At 64.4% G+C, this 18629-nt stretch carries 15 protein-coding genes and 1 pseudogene; 7 read left to right on the plus strand and 9 right to left on the minus strand.

Annotated features, from left to right (window positions below; translation table 11 throughout):
• Window positions 1-184: 184 nt before the first annotated feature.
• From YUU_RS0113345 to YUU_RS0113365, 5 genes are all read right to left on the minus strand, one after another.
• Window positions 185-577 carry a DUF2946 domain-containing protein gene (locus tag YUU_RS0113345; protein ID WP_027522816.1) on the minus strand — a complete coding sequence of 131 codons (393 nt, stop codon included), beginning with the start codon at window positions 575-577 and terminating at the stop codon, window positions 185-187.
• 157 nt (window positions 578-734) lie between these two features.
• Window positions 735-2798, minus strand: a complete 2064-nt coding sequence (locus YUU_RS0113350) for a membrane protein (RefSeq protein WP_027522817.1) — start codon at window positions 2796-2798, stop codon at window positions 735-737.
• A gap of 15 nt (window positions 2799-2813) precedes the next feature.
• The gene (locus tag YUU_RS0113355) at window positions 2814-5624 is read right to left on the minus strand and encodes a DUF4159 domain-containing protein (protein ID WP_027522818.1); all 2811 of its coding nucleotides are present in this window, start codon (window positions 5622-5624) and stop codon (window positions 2814-2816) included.
• On the minus strand, window positions 5621-6565 hold the full coding sequence (locus tag YUU_RS0113360) for a DUF58 domain-containing protein (protein ID WP_027522819.1): 945 nt from the start codon (window positions 6563-6565) through the stop codon (window positions 5621-5623). Before YUU_RS0113360 ends, YUU_RS0113355 begins: the two co-directional genes overlap by 4 nt.
• Window positions 6565-7563 (minus strand): MoxR family ATPase, encoded by a 999-nt coding sequence (locus YUU_RS0113365; protein ID WP_027522820.1) that lies wholly within the window; start codon window positions 7561-7563, stop codon window positions 6565-6567. The genes YUU_RS0113360 and YUU_RS0113365 overlap by 1 nt, the downstream gene beginning before the upstream one ends.
• A 247-nt stretch (window positions 7564-7810) precedes the next feature.
• Here YUU_RS0113365 and YUU_RS0113370 point away from each other — a divergent pair, with 247 nt between their 5' ends.
• Genes YUU_RS0113370 through YUU_RS0113390 form a run of 5 tightly spaced genes read left to right on the plus strand, consistent with a single transcriptional unit; the run spans window position 7811 to window position 11384 of the window.
• On the plus strand, window positions 7811-8413 hold the full coding sequence (locus tag YUU_RS0113370) for a DUF1285 domain-containing protein (protein ID WP_027522821.1): 603 nt from the start codon (window positions 7811-7813) through the stop codon (window positions 8411-8413).
• On the plus strand, window positions 8410-9081 hold the full coding sequence (locus YUU_RS0113375) for a CoA pyrophosphatase (protein WP_027522822.1): 672 nt from the start codon (window positions 8410-8412) through the stop codon (window positions 9079-9081). Before YUU_RS0113370 ends, YUU_RS0113375 begins: the two co-directional genes overlap by 4 nt.
• The gene (locus YUU_RS0113380; RefSeq protein ID WP_027522823.1) at window positions 9078-9341 is read left to right on the plus strand and encodes a DUF6111 family protein; all 264 of its coding nucleotides are present in this window, start codon (window positions 9078-9080) and stop codon (window positions 9339-9341) included. Before YUU_RS0113375 ends, YUU_RS0113380 begins: the two co-directional genes overlap by 4 nt.
• 10 nt (window positions 9342-9351) lie before the next feature.
• On the plus strand, window positions 9352-10617 hold the full coding sequence (locus YUU_RS0113385) for a CCA tRNA nucleotidyltransferase (protein WP_027522824.1): 1266 nt from the start codon (window positions 9352-9354) through the stop codon (window positions 10615-10617).
• Window positions 10614-11384 (plus strand): TSUP family transporter, encoded by a 771-nt coding sequence (locus YUU_RS0113390; RefSeq protein ID WP_027522825.1) that lies wholly within the window; start codon window positions 10614-10616, stop codon window positions 11382-11384. Before YUU_RS0113385 ends, YUU_RS0113390 begins: the two co-directional genes overlap by 4 nt.
• 310 nt (window positions 11385-11694) lie before the next feature.
• Here YUU_RS0113390 and YUU_RS50850 read toward each other — a convergent pair whose 3' ends face one another.
• Window positions 11695-13596 (minus strand): adenylate/guanylate cyclase domain-containing protein, encoded by a 1902-nt coding sequence (locus YUU_RS50850; protein ID WP_035662231.1) that lies wholly within the window; start codon window positions 13594-13596, stop codon window positions 11695-11697.
• 112 nt (window positions 13597-13708) lie between these two features.
• On the opposite strand from YUU_RS50850, the gene YUU_RS55070 reads away from it, so the two are divergent.
• Window positions 13709-14557, plus strand: coding sequence for a YHS domain-containing (seleno)protein (locus YUU_RS55070; RefSeq protein ID WP_198031751.1), 849 nt, complete (start codon window positions 13709-13711; stop codon window positions 14555-14557).
• Between the two features lie 209 nt (window positions 14558-14766).
• On the opposite strand, the gene YUU_RS0113405 is transcribed toward YUU_RS55070, so the two are convergent.
• Entirely contained in the window at window positions 14767-16107 is a 1341-nt protein-coding gene (locus YUU_RS0113405; RefSeq protein ID WP_027522826.1) for an adenylate/guanylate cyclase domain-containing protein, read from the minus strand.
• A 283-nt stretch (window positions 16108-16390) separates the two neighbouring features.
• Between YUU_RS0113405 and YUU_RS50860 the strand changes: the two are divergent.
• Window positions 16391-16684 (plus strand): annotated as a pseudogene (locus tag YUU_RS50860) (hypothetical protein); the annotation flags it as partial.
• A gap of 439 nt (window positions 16685-17123) precedes the next feature.
• On the opposite strand, the gene YUU_RS0113415 reads toward YUU_RS50860, so the two are convergent.
• Both YUU_RS0113415 and YUU_RS0113420 read right to left on the minus strand, forming a co-directional pair.
• Window positions 17124-17351, minus strand: coding sequence for a YodC family protein (locus tag YUU_RS0113415; RefSeq protein ID WP_027522828.1), 228 nt, complete (start codon window positions 17349-17351; stop codon window positions 17124-17126).
• A 104-nt stretch (window positions 17352-17455) separates the two neighbouring features.
• Complete coding sequence (locus YUU_RS0113420) at window positions 17456-18400, minus strand: hypothetical protein (RefSeq protein WP_156944273.1); 945 nt, start codon at window positions 18398-18400, stop codon at window positions 17456-17458.
• Window positions 18401-18629 lie beyond the last annotated feature (229 nt).

Genomic DNA, 18629 nt, shown 5'->3' on the forward strand with positions numbered 1-18629 from the left:
CCTGCGCCCGCCAAGCGGGGTCCTGAAGATACCAACATTGTCCTGATTCCGATCAGGCGCGGCCGAAATCCGGCTTCGACAACGAGCGCCTGCCGCCGACACGCGGCGGATCAATTTTCGAAAGCCCGACGGAGGCTTGCGCGCACGACGGCGGCAGCCCGTTGGGCGGTTCAATCGACGGAGATCAGGAAGCGGGTGGGGCGCGCGGCTGGAACGCGTGGCCGGCCGACTTCAGATGGATGAATTCTGCGTCGGTGGTGCGGTAGAGGAATTCGACCGCCTGCGGCAGATGCAGCAGCGGCGGCGTCGCGAACACGACCGTGCTCGCCATCGAGACGACGGCGCAGATGGCGCAATTGTCGTCGCCCTGCCGGTCGTGGTCGGGGTTGGCCGGCGACTGCTTCTGCAGCGCTGCACGATCGACGGACGCGATGCCGCCCGCCTGTTGCGACGACTGGAGCAGGGGGGCAGCCTGCGCGAACCAGTGGCTGTGGCCGAAGGTCAGCGCGAGCTGCATCAGCATCGCGAAGATCGCGAGCCGGGCGCCATGCCTGACGTTCGAGCGGAACCACTTCATTCGAAAACGCACCCCCGCATCGCGGCAGCCAATCCCCCGGCCATCACGATGTTACAATGTAACATCGCAAGATCGTGGCGCGCATGTCAACTGCGGGAGGCGCGGCCGCTGTGGCCGGCCTCCCGATGTGATCTTCATGCAACGGAATTCGTGGGGCTCAGCGCCCTTCGCGCACCCAGGTCGCGGCGAACGCACCGAGCAGGAGCAGCAGCCCGATCAGCCCGGCGAAGATCGGCAGCACGCCGACGCCTTTCACCACGCTGGCATCGCGCATCCTGACCCCCATCCAGCCGTCGCCGTGGAAGACGCTAGCCGAGCGTACCGGCACGACGCGGGGCAGATCGACGCTCGATCCGTCGACGACGCGCACGGCATCGCCGCCGGTTGCCTGCGTCAGCGGCTTCAACGTCTCGGCGGTCGAGGTGACCTCCGAAAATTCCTTCGGATTGGTTGGACCGACATTGATCAGCGCCTTCAGGGTGCCGTCGGTGGCCTGCCAGAGACCTAGCTCGCCGGCCGGCAGGCTGGCGCGCCATTCGCCGGGGTCGCCAGCGTTGAGCGTGAGATCGCGCGTCACGCCGGAGGGCGAGGTCACCGTCACCGGCTGCACGCTGTCGGACATGGTCTGGCGCACCACGATGAGATCCTTGCCCTGCACCTGAAGGCGCAGCGCCTCCTCGTCGAGATCCGGCTGCTTCATCAGCCAGTGCGACATCCGCCGCAGCAGGTCGAGATGCGGGCCGCCGCCCTCATAGCCGCGCGCCCACAGCCAGATGTGGTCGGAGAGCAGCAGCGCGACGCGGCCTTCGCCGAACCGCGACAGGAACAACAGCGGCTTGCCGTCGGCGCCGGTCATGACTGGCGAGCCGGTCGCATTCCTGGTGTCGACGGTGCGGAAGAATCGGGCCCAATGCGGCGGCTCGCTCGCCGAGCCTTCGAGGCCGCGCGTCACGGGATGGCGTTTGCCGGTGTCTGAGAGGTGCGCATAGAACGGCTTCTCGGTGACGCCGACCGGCTCGGCCGGCAGCACCGAATCCAGAGGCGTGCGCCAGATGCTGGTGTTGGAGGCGTAGTCGGGACCGGCCGAGACCAGCACCGCGCCGCCCGAGCGCACATAGCGCGCGATGTTGTCGAAATAGGCGATCGGCAGCACGCCCTGGCGGGCATAGCGATCGAAGATGATCAACTGGAATTCGTTGATCTTCTGCTGGAACAATTCGCGGGTCGGAAACGCGATCAGCGACAATTCGTTGATCGGCGTGCCGTCCTGCTTCTCCGGCGGGCGCAGGATGGTGAAATGCACGAGATCGACGCTGGCGTCGGACTTGAGCAGGTTGCGCCAGGTACGCTCGCCGGAATGCGGCTCACCGGAGACCAGCAGCACGCGCAGCTTGTCGCGCACGCCGTCGATCGCCACCACGGCGCGGTTGTTGACCGGCGTCAGCTCCTTCTCGAGCGGCGAGGCCTCGATCTCGACGATGTTCGGACCGGCATGCTTGATGTCGACGTCGACGCTTGCGGTCTGGCCGCTCGACAGCGTGCGCTCACTGATCGTCTCGCCGTCACGGCGGATGGTGACCTTGGCGCGTTCGCCAGTCACCCCCTGGTCGTCGAGACGGTAGGTGATGGTCTGGGTCTGGCCCACGATGCCGAAGCGCGGCGCGGCGGTGATTGCGATGCGGCGGTCGCGCTCGTTCTTCTGCCCGGTGATCAGCGCATGCACCGGCGCCTGGAAGCCGATCGCGGCGGCATTCGCCGGGATGTCATGCACCCGGCCGTCGGTGATCAGGAACGCGCCGGCGACGCGATCGACCGGCACGTCGGAGAGCGCGGAGGTGAGCGCGCCAAACAGTTTTGTGCCGTCGGTCTCGCCGTCGGCCTGTCCAGCCTCGACGACGCGCACCTCGAGTCCCTTGATCCGCTTCAGGCTGTCGACCAGCGCCTCCTGCGCCTGGGCGGCTTCCTTGGTGCGATTGCCAAAGTTCTGGCTCGGGCTCTTGTCGACGACGACGGCGGCGACCGAGGTGAGGGGATCGCGGTCCTCGCGGGTGAAGGAGGGGTTTGCGAGCGCAAGCAGGAACAGCGCCAGCGCGGCGACGCGCACCGCCGCGCCTCGTGCGCGCGCAAGCAGCAGGAAAATAGCGATGACCACGATCGCGGCAAGCGCGATCCACAAGACGATCGTGGGAACAAGCGGCGTGAACGCGATGCCGTAATTCATGTATTCATGTCGCTCCTATTGCCCGAGCCGCTCGATCAGCGCCGGCGCGTGCACCTGGTCGGCCTTGTAGTTGCCGGTCAGCGTGTACATCACGATGTTGACGCCGGCGCGGAAGGCGAATTCGCGCTGGCGCGGCTCGCTCTGGGTCAGCGGCAGCATCGGCTGGCCGTCGGGACGGATCGCCCAGGCGCCGGCAAGATCGTTCGAGGTGATGATGATCGGCGAGACGCCGTCGCCGCCGCGCGCTGGGCGCTGCGCGCTCTCGTCCTCTTCCTCGCGCGGCAGGGTCTCGACCCAGGTCTGGCCGGTGTTGAAGCGGCCGGGGAAGTCGCGCAGCAGATAGAACGTCTTGGTCAGCACGTGCTCGCGCGGCACCGGCTCGAGCTCGGGCACGTCGAGCGAGGAGAGAATCTCGCGCAGCGCCTGCATGCCCGGCGTCTGCGAGGCGCCGTTGTCGCCGGGCGGCGCCTCGACCGCGTCGCGGGTGTCGAAGATCACGGTGCCGCCCTGCTTCATGTAGGCGTCGATCTTGTTGATGGCGTCCTGCGGCGGTTTTGGCGCGCCCGGCACGATCGGCCAGTAGATCAGCGGGAAGAAGGCGAGCTCATCACGCGCCGGATCGACGCCGACGGGATCGCCGGCCTCCAGCGCGGTGCGTTGCGCCAGGAACAGCGTCAGCCCGGACATGCCGGCTTTGACGATGGAATCGACGTCGGCATTGCCAGTCACGACATAGGCCAGGCGAGTCTGCGACACCGCTTTCATCGCAAAATCGTCGGCAGGGCTGTCGGCGCGCGATGGTGCAGGCGAGGCGAGGCTGGCGAGCACCAGTCCGATCGCGAGCACGGCGGGCGCCGCGCGCCGGCGCAGGAGCGCAGCGAGGCCGCCGCCGAGCAGCGCGACGATGATGGCGTCGATCAGGAACAGCGCCAGCGAGGTCGAGAGCAGCCAGCCGCGCAAATCGCGCGGCTCGGCGTTGGTGTAGGTCGCGTGCCGCGCGCGCAGGCTCGCAGTGTTGAGCGGGGCGATGCGGTCGGCGGCGGCGAGCGTGTTCACGGCCAGTGGTCCCTCGGCCGGGCCGTAGAAGCCGGGCGGATGATCTGATGTCGCGCGGTCGCGATAATCGGCCGACAGCGGCTTTGCGGTGGCGGGCGGCGGACCGAACGCGCCAAAACCGTCGAGGATGTGCAGCGGCGCCACCGTCTCGGTGCTGGCCTCACCGGCGACGCCGGGGCCGGGCTTGGAGGTGTAGCCGGACATGTCGACGATCCGCCTCAGCATGTCGACAAAGGTGCCCGACATCGGCAGGTCCGACCAGCGCATGTCGGCCGAGACATGAAACAGGCTGACCAGACCCTTGCCGCGATGCTCTCCGGTGACGAGCGGCGTGCCGTCTTCGAGCGAGGCCCAGCTCTTGGTCGCGAGCACTGCATCCGGCTCTGCGAGCACCTGGCGGCTCACGGTGACATCTTTGGGGACGGGGACGCCGGCGAACGGACCGTCCGCGGTGAAGGCGGCGAGATGCTGCGGCTTCTCCCAGGTCAGGCTGCCGCCGAGCGTCCGGCCGCCCTTGCGCAGCTTCACCGGCACGAGGTCATCCTCGGCCTGCGCGAGGCGGGGACCTGCGAAGCGCACCAGCACGCCGCCCTGGTCGACCCAGGCGTTGAGGCGCTCGCGGATTTCGGGCGCGATGGTGCCGACATCGGCCAGGATGATCATCGGCAGCTTCTGGTCGAGGAATTGCGTGATGCCCTGTTGCGGCGCGCCCTTGTCGGCGAGGCGGACGTCGGCGAACGGCGCCAGCGCGCGGGTGAGATAGAAGGTCGGAGCCAGCAGCGGCTGCGCGGTCTCGCTGGTTGCGCCGGAGACGATGCCGATGGCGCGGCGCCGCCAGCGCTTGTCGAGCAGTTGCACGGCGCCCGCGGAGCGCTCGCCGGAGATTTCGAGCCGGGTGATGTCGTTGCGCAGCTCGACCGGCAGATCGAACGATGCCTCGGTCTCTTTGTCCTGCGGAGCGAATGCGTAGCGGGCTTCGCCGATCGGCGAGCCCTTCTGGTCCAGTGCGCGCACGGTGCCGGCGGCAATGCCGCTGTCGGTGCGCAGCACCTTCACGACCATCTTGGCGGCCGCATTCTCGGCGGCGACCAGCGCCAGCGGGGAGGGCGTGCCGCCTTCAAACACCGTCAAGCTGCGGTCTCCGATCGTCTTCGTCAGGCCTTGCAGGAACTCCTCACCGCGGCCGGTATCGACACCGTCCGAGAGCCAGGCGATCTCGCAATCGCCGGTTGCCTTGAGGAAACGATCAATCGCGGTGAGAGTTTCAACACGCTCGATGGAATAGGGTTTTGGTGCGAGTTGCCGCAGCGCAACGCGCGCCGCCCCGGCCTGCATCAACGTGATGTCGCGGTTCGGCTCCGAGAGCGGCACCAGCGCGATGGCGCGGCGGTTGCTGTCGGCATTCGCGATCAGCTCGTCGGCTGCCTTGATCCGCGTGTCCCAGTTCGAGGCCGCGCTCCAGCCGTCATCGAACATGATCATCAGCGGCGCCTTGCTGCCGGCTAGCCCGGTCTGCGGATTCCAGATCGGGCCGGCGGCGGCGAAAATCACCAGCGCCGCGGCGAGCAGGCGCAGCGCGGTGAGCCACCAGGGCGTGCGCGAGGGCGTCTCCTCCTTCGGCGCGATGTCGAACAGCAGGCGCGTCGGTGGGAATTCGATGCGGCGCGGCCGCGGCGGCATCACGCGCAGCAGCCACCACAGCACCGGCAGGCTGACGAGCCCGATCAGGAGCAGCGGTTCGGTGAAGGCGAGCGGCAGGCTTCCGATCATGCGGCTGGTCCCGCTTTGACGGTGGTCGAGCGCGCGCCCGACTTGCTCACCTGCATGCCGGCATGCAGGAACAGCAGCAGTTCGGCGGCCGAGCGATCGGTGACGTGGGTGGCGAACAGCCAGTCGAGCTTGTTGGTCTCGTCGCGAATCTGGTCGCGATGCAGCGCGAGCCGCGCGGTGTAATCCTGGGCCCAGCTTTCGGCGCGCCCCGCCGTGATCTCGCCAAAGCCCTCGGGCTCGACGAATTCGACGCGGCCGGAATAGGGGAAGGTCTCCTCGGCGGGATCGACGATCTGCACCAGCGTGCCATGGGCGCCGGAGCCGGAGAGCGCCGCGAGCGTGCTCCTGATCTCCGCGATCGGCGACCAGAAATCGGACAGCACGACAGTCTCGGCGAGTGCCGAGGGCACGAAGGACGGCGGCAGGCTCGGCCGCTCGGCGTCGTCATGCAGCATCGCCTGCGCCATCTTGTCGATGATGCTGCGGCTCGCGGTCGGCGCCATCAGGCCGGGAATGCCGACGCGTTCGCCGCCGGAGACGAGCAGCTCGGCCAGCGCGAATGCCACGATCAGCGTGCGCTCGAGCTTGGAGTCGCGTGCGTTCCTTGATGCAAATGCCATCGAAGGCGAGCGGTCGGGCCAGATCCATACCGTGTGCGCGGCCTCCCATTCCTGCTCGCGGACATAGAGATGGTCGTCACGCGCCGAGCGGCGCCAATCGACGTTCTGCGACGGCTCGCCGGAGACGAAGCGGCGATACTGCCAGAAACTTTCGCCCGAGCCGGCGCGACGGCGGCCATGCAGGCCGTGGATGACGTTGGCGGCAATGCGACGGGCCTCTAACACCAGGCGCGGCAGCGAAGCGGCGAGCGTACGGCTTTCGCCATCGGCACGTCGGATCGCAATGATCTCCCTCGCCGTGTGCCCGTTGTCTGCGGCCATCAACCGATCCGTGTCTTCAATTGCCGGATCACGTCCGGAATCGTGCGGCCTTCGGCGCGCGCCTGGAACGTCAGTGCCATGCGGTGCTTCAGCACCGGCTCGGCGAGGTCGAGCACGTCGTCGATCGACGGCGCGAGGCGGCCGTCGAGCAGCGCACGTGCGCGCACCGCCAGCATCAGCGACTGGCTGGCGCGGGGACCGGGTCCCCAGGCAATCAGCTTGCCGGTTTCGCCACCGTCGGGGCCGGGACGCGCCGAGCGCACCAGCGACAGGATGGCCTCCACCACGGAATCGCCGACCGGCAGCCGCCGCACCAGCCGCTGGGCCGTGATCAGCGCATCCGCCGTCATCGATCCCTTTGCCAGCGTCTCTTCGGCGCCAGTGGTTTCGAACAGGATGCGCCGCTCGGCGTCGCGATCGGGATAGTCGACGTCGATTTCCATCAGGAAGCGGTCGAGCTGCGCTTCCGGCAGCGGATAGGTGCCTTCCTGCTCCAGCGGGTTTTGGGTCGCGAGCACATGGAACGGTTTCGGCAGGTCATGACGTGCGCCGGCTACCGTGATGTGCTGCTCCTGCATCGCTTGCAGGAGCGCGGACTGCGTGCGCGGGCTGGCGCGGTTGATTTCGTCGGCCATCAGGAGCTGCGCGAAGACCGGGCCGGCGATGAAGCGGAACGAGCGCTTTCCGGCGGTGCTCTCGTCGAGCACTTCGGCGCCGAGAATGTCCGATGGCATCAGGTCGGGCGTGAACTGGATGCGCTTGGCATCGAGACCCAGCGTGACGCCGAGCGTCTCGACGAGCTTGGTCTTGGCGAGACCCGGAACGCCGATCAGCAGCGCGTGACCGCCGGAGAGGATCGTCACCAGCGTGTTCTCGATCACGCGGTCCTGGCCGAAGATGACGGTTGCGATCGCGTCCTTGGCGGCGCGAATCTGCCCCGACACCTGCTCTGCCGAGCGGACGATCACGTCCTCGAGTTTTTCGACACTTTCCGCCATCCGTCAGCTCCTTAAGCCTCTTACGCGGCCTGCTTGCGTCGTCATGTCAGCTCATGGCCCCCATGCTAGACTTGCAGGAAGGCTCTGTATTCGCTGAATTAACCTATCCCCACCTTATCGGCTTCGGGATATGTACGGCATCACGAAGTGGCGACCTTGCACACCGGATGATTCCGGTGTGGAACCGCTCACCGAGGTACAACGTAGACCTGCACCAATCGTGCCAAAGACAAAGTCAGGGCAAACCATGGCGAACCAAGGGCAGAGCACCAATCGGGGTCTTGACGGGCTGACCGCCGCCGCCAAGAACGCCGGCGCTGCCCAAAAAGGGCTGCCTCCGGTGCATCTGTGGAATCCACCGTTTTGCGGCGATCTCGACATTCGAATCGCCTCTGACGGTACATGGTTCTACATGGGCACGCCAATCGGCCGCCCGGCGCTGGTGCGCCTGTTCTCGACCATCCTGAAACGCGAAGGGGACAAGCACTTTCTCGTCACGCCTGTCGAGAAGGTCGGGATTCGCGTCGATGACGCGCCGTTCATGGCGGTCGAGATGCTGACGGAAGGCGAGGGCAACCATCGCGTGCTGAGCTTCCGCACCAATGTCGACGACTGGGTGAGGTGCGATGCTGCGCATCGCTTGCGCTTCGAGCAGGCGGCCGACGGCGGGCTGACACCCTATCTGCACGTGCGCTCTGACCTTTGGGCCAAGGTGACACGCGCGCTCTATTACGATCTGGTTGACATGGGCGAGGAGCGGGTGGTCGATGGCCAGCCAATGTTCGGTGTCGAGTCGGCCGGCGAATTCTTCGCCATGGCGGATGCTGAGCAGGTGAGGGCCGCGCTTTGACCAAGCCGCTACCGAAGGACGAACCTGCCCGGTTGGGCGCGGCGGATTTTTTCGCCCGCTCCAAGGCGCGGCTGACCTTCGACGTGCCGCCGGCCCTCTATGATCCCAACATCGTGCCGATGTCGGGTGATCCCGGCACCGACAAGATGCTCGAGATCGTTGCGCGCGAGCAGCCGGTCCGCCCCGCGGCGGTCCTGATCCCGGTCGTCGATCGGCCCGAGCCGACCGTGCTGCTGACGCAGCGCTCGGCGCATCTGAACGACCACGCCGGGCAGATCGCCTTTCCCGGCGGCAAGATCGACGCGATCGACGCCTCGCCGCGCGATGCGGCGTTGCGCGAGGCCGAGGAAGAGGTCGGGCTGTTGCGTGACTTCGTCGAGCCGGTCGGCTATCTCGATCTCTACGGCACCGCCTTCGGCTTCCGCATCCTGCCGACGGTTGCAAGGATCCGGCCTGGATTTGAGCTTGTGATCAACCATTCCGAGGTTGATGACGCCTTCGAGGTGCCGCTATCCTTCCTGATGAATCCGGCGAACCACCAGGTGCACAGCAAGGAATTCCGCGGCATGGAGCGCTTCTATTACGCGATGCCGTTCGCGGAGCGGTACATCTGGGGCGCGACCGCCGGCATATTGCGTGTGTTGTATGAGCGGATCTATTTGCCATGATCCGGCCGGCGCTGACCGAGATCGGAATCTTCCTCGTTCCCTTCGCGGTCTATGCCCTGTTCCTGGTCGCGACGCGCTCCGGCCTGTTCGTGCAGTCGTCCTGGCCGGTCTATACCATCGCCCGCCTCGGGCTGGTCGCGCTGGTGCTGGTGATCGCCAGCCTGGTGGGCCTTGCGCATTTCACCGGCGCATCGCCGAACTCGACCTACGTCCCCGCGCATGTCGAGAACGGCAGGCTCGTGCCGGGCGTCGAGAAATAGGGGCGGGCCGATGAGCGCGGAGCCGCTGCTTGCCGATGCCCGATGGCTGACCTCCGGCGGGACCGCGCGCGTCCTGCAACTGTTGAACGCGGACGGCGAGGAGGCGCGCGTGGTCGGCGGCGCCGTGCGCAACGCGCTCCTGAAGCTGCCGCCGGGCGACATGGATATCGCGACCACCGCACTGCCGGAGGAGGTGATGCGGCGTGCAAAGAGCGCCGGCATCAAGAGCGTGCCGACCGGCATCGACCACGGCACCATCACCCTGGTCATCGACGGGCACCCCTATGAAGTCACTACGCTGCGCGAGGACACCGAGACCTTCGGCCGCAAGGCCAAGGTCGCGTTCGGCCGCGACTGGGTGAGGGACGCCGAGCGGCGCGACTTCACCATGAACGGGCTGTCGGTCGACGCGACAGGCGTCGTGCACGACTATGTCGGCGGGCTTGCCGACGTCGCCGCGCGCCGCGTGCGCTTCATCGGCGATCCCGACCAGCGCATCGCGGAAGATTACTTGCGCATCCTGCGCTTCTTCCGCATCCACGCCGCCTTCGGCGCCGGTGAGGCGGACCGCGACGGCTATCTCGCCTGCATCCGTGGCCGCGCCGGACTTGCCGGTCTCTCGGCCGAGCGGGTGCGCATGGAAATGCTGAAGCTGCTGGTCGCCGGCGGTGCTGCAGCCGCGGCGCTCGCCATGGCCGACGGGGGCCTCCTGCAGTCGCTGATCGGCGGCGTCGCCTATACCGGCCCGCTGGCGAGGATGATTGCGATCGAGCGCGAGCTCGGCCTTGCGGCGAGCGCGACCCGGCGTCTCGCCGCGCTGACCGTCGCCGTCACCGAGGATGCCAAGCGCGTCGCATCGCGGCTCCGGCTCAGCAATGCCGAGGCCAAGGCGCTGGATTCGATGGGGCACCGCTGGTGGCGGTTCGCCAACTTCGCCAACAAGGACGAGTCCAATGCGCGGCGGCTGCTCTATCGGTTAGGCGCCGAGCGCTATCACGATCGCGTGTTGCTGGCCTGGGCGAGGGACGCCGGTGAGGTGAATTCGGCGCGCTGGCGCGAGCTCGCTGAGCTGCCGCAACGCTGGACACCGCCGAAATTCCCGCTGAAAGCCGCCGACTTCATCGCGCGCGGCATGGCGGAAGGCCCCGCACTCGGACATGTGTTGACACTCGCCGAGGACGCTTGGCTTGCCGCGGATTTTCCCCTAGAGGAGGCGGCGCTCGCTTCCATCGCCGATCAAGCTGCGGCACGCGCCGGCCGCGATCAGAGAATCTGACCATCGTATCAGCCTTCGCCGATATCTCGCTTCTCCAGCTCCTGCTGGTCGCGTTGATGGCGTTGTTCGCTTCGATCATCAGTGGGCTCGCAGGTTACGGCACCGGCGCGCTGATGCCGCTGGTGCTGGTGCCGATGGTCGGCGCCGAGCCCGTGGTGCCGATCATCGCGATCTCCGCGATCTTCACCAATCTCAGCCGCGCGGTTGCCTATGTCAGCTATGCCGATCGCCGCCGCGCCCTTGTCGTGCTCGCCTGCGCGGCGCTGACGACGGCGCTCGGTGCCTACGGCTACACGCGCCTCACCAATGCCGGCGCGGCGCTGGTGATCGGCACCATGCTGATCCTGAGTGTGCCGCTGCGCCGCGTGCTACGCCGCCGCCAGGTCAAGATCGGCAATACGGGTCTTGCAGCAGGGTCGGTCGGTTATGGCGTGCTGGTCGGCGGCACCTCGGGCTCGGGCGTGATCCTGCTCTCGCTGCTGATGGCCGCGGGCCTCGAAGGCGCGGCGGTGATCGCGACCGACGCGATGATCTCGCTCGGTACCGGCCTCATCAAGATCTCGGTGTTCGGCCTCGCCGGCGCGGTGACCGCACAGGTGCTGGCGTTCGCGCTTCTGATCGGCGGGATGGCAGCGCCGGGAGCGTTCCTGGCAAAGGCCTTCGTCGAGCGGATGCCGGTGCACATCCACGCCGCGATCCTCGACGTCGCGGTGATCACGGGCGGGCTCGTGATGATCTCGGCTGCGGTGAAGCAGCTGATCGGGTAGATGACCCGCCCGAACCAGCATTCGCGCATAGACCGCGGATCGGACCTCGTACTCATCGACGTCGGCTTCCGAGCACAAACCGGAATTCGCCCGGCTTAGCCGTCATCGGCGGCTTATGACCGACCCAGAGCCGACATTCGGATCGCAGAGTGCTGTCGCTCAATACAGTGTGGATGATCGTCCCGATCAATTGTGACTACTTGTTCGCACCGATTTCGAGCCTGGTTTAGCGAGGGATCGGCCAATGGGAAGGAAGCAAGGATCCTGCTCTCGGGATTGTATCGAGTGATTTTCTCTAGATGCGGCGATTTCAACGAAATCCAGCCTTTTTGAGACCCTCCAGCATATGGTCGTGCGCTGTCTGGGTGCCGAACTGCGAAGCGAACCGCTCCGCGTTTAGAAACGGCGCTATGTGCATCGCTGCGTCCCGCTCTCGTTCGGCGTCCGGTCGTCTATCCAGTTGTGCGTAGGCGGCTGCCAAAATAGACCGTCCCGATACCTGGGTGTTGAATCCGAGACTTCCAGCGAGGGCATGGTCCATGGCTTCGACGGACGCGCTGTACCGATCAAGGAAATAATAGGCCGTACCGAGAAGAAAGGTCGCTCTGGCATTGGTGCTATCGAGGCGGAGGGCGCCCTCGAGCCACGGCAAAGCCTCCGTGGCTCTGCCTGCCCACACCAGAATCTCACCTCGCCTCACAAAGCTCTCGGCGTTGCTCGGATTAATCTCGAGGGCACGGTCGATCTGTCCTAGGGCGAGGTCAAAATTCCGCCTCGCCAGATGGACCTCGGCGAGCAGGCGATAGCCGCTCGTCGATGCTGAATCCAGCGACAGGGCTTTCTGCGCCAGCGTTTCGGCACGAGCGAGGTCGTCGCCGACAAATTGTGTCCATCCGGACGCCACCGCTTCGCAAAGTGTCAAGCCTAGTTCCGCGTAAGCCTCGGCGTAGCTCGGGTCGATATCGATCGCGCGCTGGAACATGTCCTGCGCCTCGTCGTTGCTGTCCCGGGTCGCGCGCGACAAGTGCTCGCGCCCGCGCAGGACATATTCATAGGCTGCTAGGCTCTCGGTAGGCTTGGCGAGAGCGCGGTCCCGCTCGAAGCGGGTGAGCTTCACGGCTGCAGCGCCGACCACGCGCCGGGCAATGTCCTCCTGCACAGCAAAGATGTCCTTCACCTCGGCATCATACGCTTCGGACCAGACGTTTCGCGCCGTCGCGGCTTCGGTCAACTCGACATTGACGCGAACGCGATCACCAGCGCGGCGAATGCTTCCTTCAAGGAGGTAGCGAACGTCGAGCAGGCGCCCGATTTCGGCGGGCGACAGGTTTCGGTCCTTCAATTGAAGACTCGCCGATTTGGCGACGACGAGCAGGTTAGAGAAGCGACCAAGCGCGGTGATGACGTCCTCGGTGATCCCCGCGCTAAAGAAATCCTGGCCGGCGTCGGTCGATAGATTCTTGAAGGGCAGCACCGCCACCGAAGGGCGTCCGGCGAGACGATGCGGCGCAGCAAGGCCAGCGACTTCAACCGGCTTGGGCGCGGTCAACCCCATCAGATCTCGGCCCGCGCCCGTGTAAAGCGTCCATGCAACAAGGCCTGCCACAACGAGTCCGCATACGCCTGCTGCCGCTGCCAACAGTCCCCGCTGTTTTCCTGTCCGGCCTGGGACGGCCGAGACGCCTACCGCGTATGCGCGAACTGGCTCGGCGATGTTTTTGACACGATGGCTGCCGAGCGGATGATAATCGAGATCGACTTTATTCCTGACCTGCTCGTAAACAGTGTGGGAGATGCAAACGGTACCAGGCCGGGCGAGAGCTTGGAGGCGAGCGGCGATGTTGACGCCATCACCAAAGATGTCGCCGCCATCGACGATCACATCGCCGAGATTGACACCGATCCGGAGTTCGAGACGCCGGTCAGGCGGAATGGGATCGTTGATGGTCCGTGACGCTAGCTGGATCTCAATGGCGCAGTTTAGTGCGTCGACGACACTCGGAAAATCCGCAAGGAGACTGTCCCCCGCAGTGCCGACGATCCGTCCTCCGTAGGAGGCGATAAGCGGATCGATAGCGCGGCGAAGCTCTCCGAGCACTCGATGCGTGCCCGCTTCGTCCAAGCCCATCAGGCGGCTGAAACCGACCACATCCGCATGTAGAATGGCGGCGAGTTTCCGATTCCGAACGCCGAGTTCCAAAATCTTAGCCATCGGTCACCGGGAAAATTAGGCAAGCCGTTGACCTAGATGCAGACGGGGAGCATTATACTAGGTAAGGTATTGGGTCGCCATGGAAACGTGGGCTGACCATTGGGAGGAAGACGTGCAGACGGCTTCTTTCTTTAGACTGAAGCGGAGCACGACGCTGCTTGCGCTCCTGTCCGCGACCTTCCTCGCGCCCACAGCGTGGGCCGATGAACCGAGGCTCTCGATTAGTGGCTACGACCCGGTCGCGTATTTTACTGACGGAAAACCCGTTCAAGGCAAACCCGAATTCGAGTATTCGTGGCACAAATTGCGCTGGCACTTTGTCAGCGGCGAGCACCGCGATCTCTTTACGCGAGATCCGAATCATTACGCTCCGCAATACGATGGCTACTGTGCGATGGGAGTGGCGGAGACCGAGGCGGCGCAACACAAGGACACAGTTGATCCCGAAGCTTGGGCCATCGTCGACGGCAAGCTCTACTTGGCGCACAACCCCTATATTATGCAGATATGGCGCGAAAACGCTAAGGAGCATGTCCTCCAGGCCGACCGAGATTGGGATGTCGTCAAAGATTTGCCGGCACCGGAGATCGTCGGGCCGCCGTGCGCCGCTTCTCCGCCCACGGCCAAGGTCGCGTTACGCGGCGGTGGCCATTGGGTCATCGTCGGGGGGCAGGTCGCGATCGACGAGGCCGGCAACGTTGTAGGCAAAGGCGATCTGCAGGCGCAGATCGAACAAGTTGGCAAAAACGTCGGTGCTTGCCTCAAAAGCGGCGGCGCGACGGTGAGTGACATTATGTTTACGTTCAGCCACGTCACGCAGCCTCTCGAATTCGACAAATATACCGATTTGCGCCAGCGTTATTTCGGCCCGCTTTCGCCCAAGAGTGCGACGGTCCCAGTACCGCAATTGGCTAGACCGGATTTTCTGTTGCAGGTTGAGGCTTTCGCCAAAACTCGATAATGCGTGGCCCAACTACATCTTCGTCCCAGGGCACCTAACGCCCGACCGCACAGGTTGGGGGGAATAGTAGTGCCCGTTAGTTTTGCACGGTTTTGGCGTCATTTTAGCGGACTGCTCGCCGAACTGTTGCGCGCGTTTATTGATGTCTGCACCTGGCCCCAAGCTGGCCTTTGTAGGGCTGTTCTCGACGGACGGTCTGCTGGAAAAGATTAATGCACAACGGCTCGGAATAGGCGCCACTTGTTCGGCACCCCCTTTAGTCTGTGTGACCCGCGGTCTTCGAACACGAGTCCCGAACCCGCCACAAGGTCACGAACGGTCTGTGAAACTAGAACTTCGCCCGGGGCCGCGTGCGCGGCCACCCGCGCCCCAATGTGGACAGCAATACCAGCGAGATCGCGACCGATGAGTTCGCATTCGCCGGTGTGAATGCCACAGCGCATTTTGACGCCAAGGGGCCCTACGGCATTCCCAAGCGCGGCGGCACACCGGATCGCCCGAGCCGGCCCATCAAATGCAGCAAGAAACCCATCTCCAGCGGTGCTGACCTCGCGCCCTCGGTAGAGCTGTAACATTTCGCGGATCTGAATGTAGAACTCGTTCAGCAATTCGCGCCAGGGATCGTCTCCGATGGCTGCAACATGCTCGGTCGATCCAACAATATCTGCAAAGAGCACAGTCGCTAGCAGGCGCTCTGGCTCGCGGACGTGCTGCGCTCCCGTAAGGAATTGTTCCGCTACATCGAGGATGGCGTCTCGATTGCCCAACCAAGGTGGGTGCAGCGGCTCATCAAGTTCGACCAGCCTTGCGCCGGGAATGTGCTGCGCCAGGTAGCGGGCATGCCCGACTTCGATCACGGGATCGCCCGTTCGATGAACAACGAGTGTCGGCACGCGGGTAGCAGATAGGATGTGGCGAACGTCGATCTCTCGGTTCATTCGCATGATCGCTGCCGCCGCTCCTGGGCTCGCCGATGCTCGATAATAGGCTGCGACACGTTCCGCCCTAAGCGCATCGTCGCCGCTGCCAGCCGTTCGCATACCAATAGCCAATGATCGCGGAGTACCCCAATTTACTTCTATGTCCTCGAGAACGCGCTGCCATTGCTGGTCGTCCCAGCCGAAGGGGTAGTCCGGAGCGGGTGACCGCTTGGCGTAGGAGCCGTAAAGGACCAGCGCAGACGTTCGCTGAGGATAGGTGGCAGCATAAAGCAGAGACATCGGTCCACCTTCCGAAACCCCGAACAGAGCTGCCTGCTTGCATCCGATCGCGTCAAGTATGGCTCGAACGTCGTGCATCCGCTGCTCGAGCGTGAAATCTTGATTGGCTCGATCGGACATGCCGGTGCCTCGCTTGTCGAATAGGATCAGGCGGCTGAACGAAGCGAGACGTCGGAAAAATGCGCTCTGGTCCGGCGAGCGCCACAGGGCCTCGACGTTTGAAACGAAACCTGGAACGAAAAGCAGATCGAACGGGCCGTCACCAAGGACTTGGTAGGCAATATGCACATCATCGCTTTTGACGTAGTGCGTCTCGGGCGTTTCAGTCATAGCACTTGCACCTGCAACAGAGGCAAGGCGTTCGTCTTGACAAGGCTGCGCCGCTAGAGGGCAGTCAAATGATAGCTGTTGCTGCGGTCGGGCTCCACTGTCCTTTCGCGGACCAAGGAGCCCATCCGGCCCCGATTGACTGCGAGCGGGGCACCCGAGGCGTGGAACCACCGGCTTCGGACCTTAGCCTTCGACGATCAGGACCACAGCAGCCATTGGAGCCGCGTCGAACTGAGACAATGAATGTCGGCTTCTGGGTCCATCTGCGACATCCAGTTCCTACGTGCTCGGCACCGGCCTCATCAAGATCTCGGTGTTCGGCCTCGCTGGCGCTGTGACCGCGCAGGTGCTGGCGTTCGCGCTTCTGATCGGCGGGATGGCGGTGCCGGGAGCGTTCCTGGCAAAGGCCTTTGTCGAGCGGATGCCGGTGCACATCCACGCCGCGATCCTCGACGTCGCGGTGATCACGGGCGGGCTCGTGATGATCTCGGCCGCGTTGAAGCAGCTCGTCGCCCAAGGCATGACGAGATTGGGGTCGGTCATCCCAAATTTCGCAATGATGGCATCTTGCCCCTGATTTGCCCGACGCGTCAAGTGATTTCGTAAAATCCGCAAAGCGTCACGTCGTCCGCAGGGCGTCAAATCGACCGTCGCCGGCTACTTTGCATGGGCTTGTTTTCGGGATTTTGTTGGCACCGGGCGAAAGTCGGAGGCCGCCCCCGATCTGATCGCGTTTTCGGAATGTCGCGGTCCAGGTAGCGTTTTCCTGGACCGCGATCAGGCTTGGCCAAAACGGGATGGCGTTTGGTTGAATCGGTAGTGAGCCGAGGACTCAGATCACCTCTCCCGAAGGGAGAGGTCGGATCGCATCGAAAGGTGCGATCCGGGTGAGGGGTTACGGTCTCACTGTGCGCTGCGGCCCCTCACCCGGATTGCTGCGCAATCCGACCTCTCCCCGCTGGGGAGAGGTGGACTTGAGGCGATCGACTGAACTTGATCTCGTCAGGCCGTAGCCCCTATTCCTCGTCCTCGTCGTCTTCCTCGTCGTCCTCTTCTTCATCCTCGTCGTCTTCGTCCTCTTCGGGGCCGGCGTGCTCGAGCACGGCGAGCGGCAGCGTCTCCCGGAAGAGATTGCCTTCCATGCCCATCCAGAGGCAGAGCACGTCCTCCTCCTTGACATCGACGACGGTCAGCGGCTGGCCGCCGGATTTCAGCATCACGACATCGCCGGCTTTCAGTTCCATGGATTTCTTCTCCGTGTTGATCGACACGGGCTCGACGCTAGCAAGCCGTCATGACAGGGCGATCACGGACGGCTGCGATCGGTCGATCGCAAGGTGATGCCGAATCAGCGCCTGGCGACGATGATCGGCGTCGTCTTGATCGGGGTGCATGCATCGTTGAAAAAGCCCACCACGGTTGTGACGACCGGCACATGGCAGGCAAAGCTGTCCGGGCGATAGCTCTCGCGAATCCCGTCCATCTGGAAGGTCGCGAGGCTCATAAAGGCATTGAGGCGCTTGGCTTGAAGGTCGATCGCGGTCTGAAGGCGGTCGCGGTCGACCTGGAGTGAAGCCTTGCTCGCGGACTTCGCCTCGGGTTGCGAGGCCCAGTAGCGCACCGGCGCCAGTCTTTCGTGCAGGTTGCGGAGACAATAGTGCATCACCAGCACCTGATGCTTCGCGCTGAACCAGTGAATCGCGACGGAATCGTTCGTTCCCGCCTTTTCCCGGTTCTTCGGGCAAACATCGACATACGAATATGCCGGGTCCCAATTGTATCGGGCATCGATCGAACAGGCATCCTCGGCAGTTATGCGAGGGGTGGTCGACGCGCTGCCATTCGTGGGCGTGAATTGCGGCAAGTGGTGATCGCAATCGAAGTCATAGGCGCGAAGCAGGGATTGGTCGAGCGGGTCACTGTTTGGGGTCAGCCGTACTTCCGGATCGCCTTTGAAGTTCGAAGCCCAGTCGATGTATATCTCTGCGTTTCGTGCCAGCAGATCGCCGGTTTCAAACAACGCCAGCTGGGCCGTTTCGTAGACCTTGAGAACGTCCTGAGCGTTCTTGACGGCAAGGATCCGTTCGTTGGCGTCGGCGCGATCGTCGAGCGCAGCCGAATAATCAGAGAACAGCTGCTGTTGCAGCGCCTGCACCAGGGAGAATTTCGTCGAGATATCGTCGAACGTCTTCGCCGCAGCCAGCATGTTTTCCTTGGCCTGGGCGCTCACCTTATCCTGATAGGAGTTCAGATACTGGAAGGAGCCGACGAGGAGGCTGCCCAGCATCGTCACCAGCGAGAGGCTTTTGAAGAGCGTAAATCCGCGATCGAATTTCTCCAGCCACGATAGTGGCGGTTCGGATGGCGGAGGCGCTTTCGCGTCAGAGCCTGGCTTGGCTGCATCGTCCTGGGACACCGGTGACCTCCAAGGGTGTTCGGTCAGGAACCGAGCCGATACGATCTCCGATTGCCGCTCCTTGCACTGTGAGCTAGGTCATACATCACGGCACGGTGAAATCGCC

Origin of the sequence: Bradyrhizobium sp. Ec3.3, assembly GCF_000472925.1 — a bacterium.
In the GTDB taxonomy this organism is placed as follows: domain Bacteria; phylum Pseudomonadota; class Alphaproteobacteria; order Rhizobiales; family Xanthobacteraceae; genus Bradyrhizobium.

Coding starts and splice junctions, on each gene's coding strand:
- YUU_RS0113365 (WP_027522820.1), bottom strand. CDS start 7,563: ATGGCGGAAAGTGTCGAAAAACTCGAGGACGTGATCGTCCGCTCGGCA.
- YUU_RS50850 (WP_035662231.1), bottom strand. CDS start 13,596: ATGGCTAAGATTTTGGAACTCGGCGTTCGGAATCGGAAACTCGCCGCC.
- YUU_RS0113380 (WP_027522823.1), top strand. CDS start 9,078: ATGATCCGGCCGGCGCTGACCGAGATCGGAATCTTCCTCGTTCCCTTC.
- YUU_RS0113350 (WP_027522817.1), bottom strand. CDS start 2,798: ATGAATTACGGCATCGCGTTCACGCCGCTTGTTCCCACGATCGTCTTG.
- YUU_RS0113360 (WP_027522819.1), bottom strand. CDS start 6,565: ATGGCCGCAGACAACGGGCACACGGCGAGGGAGATCATTGCGATCCGA.
- YUU_RS0113370 (WP_027522821.1), top strand. CDS start 7,811: ATGGCGAACCAAGGGCAGAGCACCAATCGGGGTCTTGACGGGCTGACC.
- YUU_RS0113355 (WP_027522818.1), bottom strand. CDS start 5,624: ATGATCGGAAGCCTGCCGCTCGCCTTCACCGAACCGCTGCTCCTGATC.
- YUU_RS0113405 (WP_027522826.1), bottom strand. CDS start 16,107: ATGACTGAAACGCCCGAGACGCACTACGTCAAAAGCGATGATGTGCAT.
- YUU_RS0113415 (WP_027522828.1), bottom strand. CDS start 17,351: ATGGAACTGAAAGCCGGCGATGTCGTGATGCTGAAATCCGGCGGCCAG.
- YUU_RS0113345 (WP_027522816.1), bottom strand. CDS start 577: ATGAAGTGGTTCCGCTCGAACGTCAGGCATGGCGCCCGGCTCGCGATC.
- YUU_RS0113385 (WP_027522824.1), top strand. CDS start 9,352: ATGAGCGCGGAGCCGCTGCTTGCCGATGCCCGATGGCTGACCTCCGGC.